Genomic DNA, 3,563 nt, shown 5'->3' with positions numbered 1-3,563 from the left:
ATTTATGCAGGTGATTTCATGGTAGGATTCGCGCTGTTCGATGAGGAGCCGTATCCGGAAGACGGCTGCTTCTGGATCGTCAGGTTCATGATCGACCGGAATTATCAAGGCAGAGGTTACGGCAAAGCGGGATTATCCGCCGTCCTTCGCAAGCAAAAAGAGCATCCGGCCTGTACTGTTATCAGAATCTCGCATGTTCCCGACAATACAGCCGCAAACCGACTGTACAAAGGGCTGGGTTTTAAAGAGACCGGTCAATTTATAAATGGAGAGCTTGTGCTTGACCTCGAAGTGTAGGCGCGTCTCAGGACGCGTGATGAAGTTGGCAAAGAGCAGTCTTTATTTGATCCGTTTGGAGCTGACGCAAAACCTCTATTTCAACCATATGATCAGTCAGGAGGAAATGATATGATTCTGGAAGCCGCGATGCTGCAGGTGAAGCCGGGGCAGGTCGAAGCATTTGAGCAAGCCTTCCGAGAGGCTTCGGGTATTATATCTTCCATGAAAGGGTACATCGGACATGAGCTTCAGCGCTGTATGGAGGTTCCAAACAAATACCTCCTCCTCGTGAAGTGGGAAACCCTTGAGGACCATACGGATGGATTCAGGCAGTCCGAATCTTATGCTCGGTGGAAAGGGCTGCTGCATCACTATTACGACCCTTTCCCGGTCGTTGAACATTTTGAGAAAGTAACCTTACCGGGCACATCCTGAAGGGATACTCCTAGAACGTAACGGGAGGAGCCCTATGGTCCAACGCGGCAGCCGAATTGAAAAGTTATGTATTACTCAAATAAAGAAACGCGCGGGTCATGTCCCAAATCATGCACGAGCATGGAATGAAGCTGACCCCGGTGATGGTATAAATGCGCCAAAATTTCCAGCAGCCAGCCGAACCGAGTATATGATGCCCCCCAGTAGGAGGAAACCTCTTCCTGAAGCTGGGCTTCCGTCAGCGAGCCGTATTTTTGAACAAGGGATTCATAGTTATCTTGAAAGGCTTGACGGATGCGCGCGCTCGTCGAATACGATGTCCTGCTGTAAAATGCAGCCATCTCTTCCTGAGAGGCGCCGTCTGAAATAATCGAATCGGCGAGCGGCAGCATGGCGAGATGCTCCAGCAGCTCGCCTACGGAAAATTTGCCGGGGGTCGGCCGCTTCGGCAGATCGCATTCATCCAGACCGTCCATGATCTCGAGAATGGAACGGATTGCCACGTCTATATGATGCAGCGCGCTTTGGCAGCAGGGATTCATGGTTTTATCTCCTCCATTATTACAGGTATGTATGTACATAGCGAAGATCGAAGAATTCCGAACAAGAACATTTGTTCTTGTTTTTTATTATAATGGCAAGTCAGACGGTGATCAAGTTTTTTCGAGGCTGATCCACGCTAGGAGAATGGATGCATTGGAATGTACTGTGCGAAAGGAGATTTTCCGTATGAGCATCAGACAGGCTGTTTATGATGATTACCCGGTGCTGGCCAAGGTCCACGTGGAAAGCTGGAAAACGACCTACAGAGGCATGATCGCAGACGCCTATCTGGATCAGCTGACGGTGGAGAGCCGGATGGAGCGGTGGAAGCAGCTTCTAAGCCGGGGGGATAAGGACTTGTGGACATTCGTTTCCGAGGATGAAGCCGGACGGGTGTCCGGGTTTATACAAGGGGGAAAATGCCGGGAGGAAGAGGCCGGGTATGATGCGGAAATCTACGCCTTATATTTGCTTCAGGAACATCAGGGAAGCGGACACGGGAGATTGCTGGTGAACACGCTGATCCAAGCCTTCCGGGAGAACGGCTTCGGTTCCATGTACGTATGGGTGCTCAAGGAAAATCCGGCGCGTCAATTTTATATAAAAATGCGTGGAAGTCCCGTCTCTGAAAAAACGCTGGATATCGCCGGCCAGGCGGTTCTGGAAACCGGTTTGGCTTGGGATAAGCTCTGAAATAGGAAGGACGGGAATCCGTCTATGGAAAGGAAGCGGAAAGATGGGCAGCATAATCGATTACTATAATCAGTTTGATGAATGGGGGAGACTGGAACGGGAGCCGGTCGAATTTATGGTCAACCTCCATTTCATTAAACGGTATTTGAAGCCGGGAACACATGTCCTCGACAACGGGGCGGGGCCGGGCAAATATGCGGTTGCGCTGGCGCAGGAAGGCTATGACGTGACCTTGACCGACCTGTCTCCGCGCCTCGTCGGCCTCGCGGCCGGCAAGGTGAAGGAATGCAAGCTGGAGGAAAGGTTCCAGGGGATCCACGTGGCCGATGCAAGAGATCTTGGAAGATTTGAAGACGGGCGGTTTGACGCTGTTTTGATGCTTGGGCCGCTGTACCATCTTCAACAGGAGGAAGACCGGAACCAGGCGGCCCGGGAGCTCTTTCGGGTGGTCAAGCCCGGCGGCCATGTATTTGTCGCCTTTATGTCCCGGACGAGGCATTTGATCAATTCGCTGCTGCATCCGCAGTCCTGGAAGCCGAATGATACGATGGACGGCATTGATGAGTTTATGAGAACGGGTGTATTCAACCACAGCGATGATGGCCGGTTTACGGGAGCTTATTATTTTCCGATTGATGAAATTCGTCCCTTCATGGAGCAGCATGGCTTCGACAGCGTGAAGTTAATCGCATCCGGCAGCGTGGTGCAGTCTATGAACGAGGAACAGTGGGCATACTGGCGGGGCCGCGGTCCAGAGCAATATCAGCGGTTTCTGAACCGTGTTATGGAGGCTGCAGAAGACCCGTATATCCTAGGTGCTTCCTCTCATCTGCTGTTTATCGGAGTCAAGCCACAATAACCGAAGGGTACTTCTTACTCCGGAGGATTCCGCTCTATGACGAGGAAGTGATGCTTGTCCGTGTTTTTGTCCGGCAAACCGATTATACTGTAACTAACATAGGGTTTTGCGCATACGGGAGGAAGAGCTTTGGAAGACTTGGTGCAGAGGGAGCACGAAATCATGAAGGTATGCCTGCTGGCCGGGCAAATCATGCTGCAGAGCGGAGCGGAGACGTACCGAGTGGAAGATACCATGGTACGGATTGCCGCTTCTTTTGGCGTGGATAAAACGCATAGCTACATGACCCCTACGGGACTCATTTTTTCTATGGAGGATCCGCAGCCGATCACGAGGCTGAACCGGATTTCGGACCGGACGACGAATTTGCATAAAATCGACCGCGTGAACAGCGTATCCCGCCGCATCAGCAAAGGGGAGCTGACCATCGCTGAAGCGCGCCGGGAGCTGGAAAACATCCAGCGGACAGGTGATATTTACCCGCTGTGGCTGCGGTTGCTGATGGCAGCGCTGGCCAGCGGCTGTTTCCTGATCATGTTCCGCGGGATTTGGCCCGATTTCCTGCCCGCGGCTGTGGCCGGAGGTCTCGGATATTACTGCACGCTGATGCTGCAGCGGATGATTCCCGTCAAGTTCTTCGCCGAGTTTTCGGGAGCGCTGGCGATCGGCCTCTGCTCGATCCTGTTCGTCAAATTCGGCTTCGGGCGGGACCTGGACATTATCGTCATCAGCTCGGTCATGCCGCTCGTACCGG

General features: G+C 52.6%; 6 protein-coding genes. 5 read left to right on the top strand and 1 reads right to left on the bottom strand.

The genetic code is table 11. The features are described 5' to 3' along the window. Positions 1–297: GNAT family N-acetyltransferase (locus CPT76_RS15680; protein WP_219845432.1), on the top strand; the 297-nt coding region annotated here is incomplete at its 5' end. Positions 298–408: 111 nt separating this feature from the next. Then, positions 409–714 carry an antibiotic biosynthesis monooxygenase family protein gene (locus CPT76_RS15675; protein WP_105443546.1) on the top strand — a complete coding sequence of 102 codons (306 nt, stop codon included), beginning with the start codon at positions 409–411 and terminating at the stop codon, positions 712–714. A gap of 71 nt (positions 715–785) precedes the next feature. Here the strand turns inward: CPT76_RS15675 and CPT76_RS15670 are convergent, their stop codons facing one another. Beyond that, the gene (locus tag CPT76_RS15670) at positions 786–1,256 is read right to left on the bottom strand and encodes a DinB family protein (RefSeq protein ID WP_105443545.1); all 471 of its coding nucleotides are present in this window, start codon (positions 1,254–1,256) and stop codon (positions 786–788) included. 187 nt (positions 1,257–1,443) lie between these two features. On the opposite strand from CPT76_RS15670, the gene CPT76_RS15665 reads away from it, so the two are divergent. The 3 genes from CPT76_RS15665 to CPT76_RS15655 form a co-directional block, all read left to right on the top strand. Beyond that, positions 1,444–1,950 (top strand): GNAT family N-acetyltransferase, encoded by a 507-nt coding sequence (locus tag CPT76_RS15665; protein WP_181152869.1) that lies wholly within the window; start codon positions 1,444–1,446, stop codon positions 1,948–1,950. Between the two features lie 43 nt (positions 1,951–1,993). Next, the gene (locus tag CPT76_RS15660) at positions 1,994–2,809 is read left to right on the top strand and encodes a class I SAM-dependent methyltransferase (RefSeq protein ID WP_105443543.1); all 816 of its coding nucleotides are present in this window, start codon (positions 1,994–1,996) and stop codon (positions 2,807–2,809) included. A gap of 129 nt (positions 2,810–2,938) precedes the next feature. Next, the coding region (locus CPT76_RS15655; protein WP_105443542.1) for a threonine/serine exporter family protein at positions 2,939–3,563 on the top strand (625 nt) is incomplete at its 3' end.

This window comes from Paenibacillus sp. AR247 (assembly GCF_002968895.1).
In the GTDB taxonomy this organism is placed as follows: domain Bacteria; phylum Bacillota; class Bacilli; order Paenibacillales; family Paenibacillaceae; genus Paenibacillus_AQ; species Paenibacillus_AQ favisporus.
The sequence above is the reverse complement of the archived record's forward strand: the minus strand, read 5'-3'. Positions and strand labels throughout refer to the sequence as shown.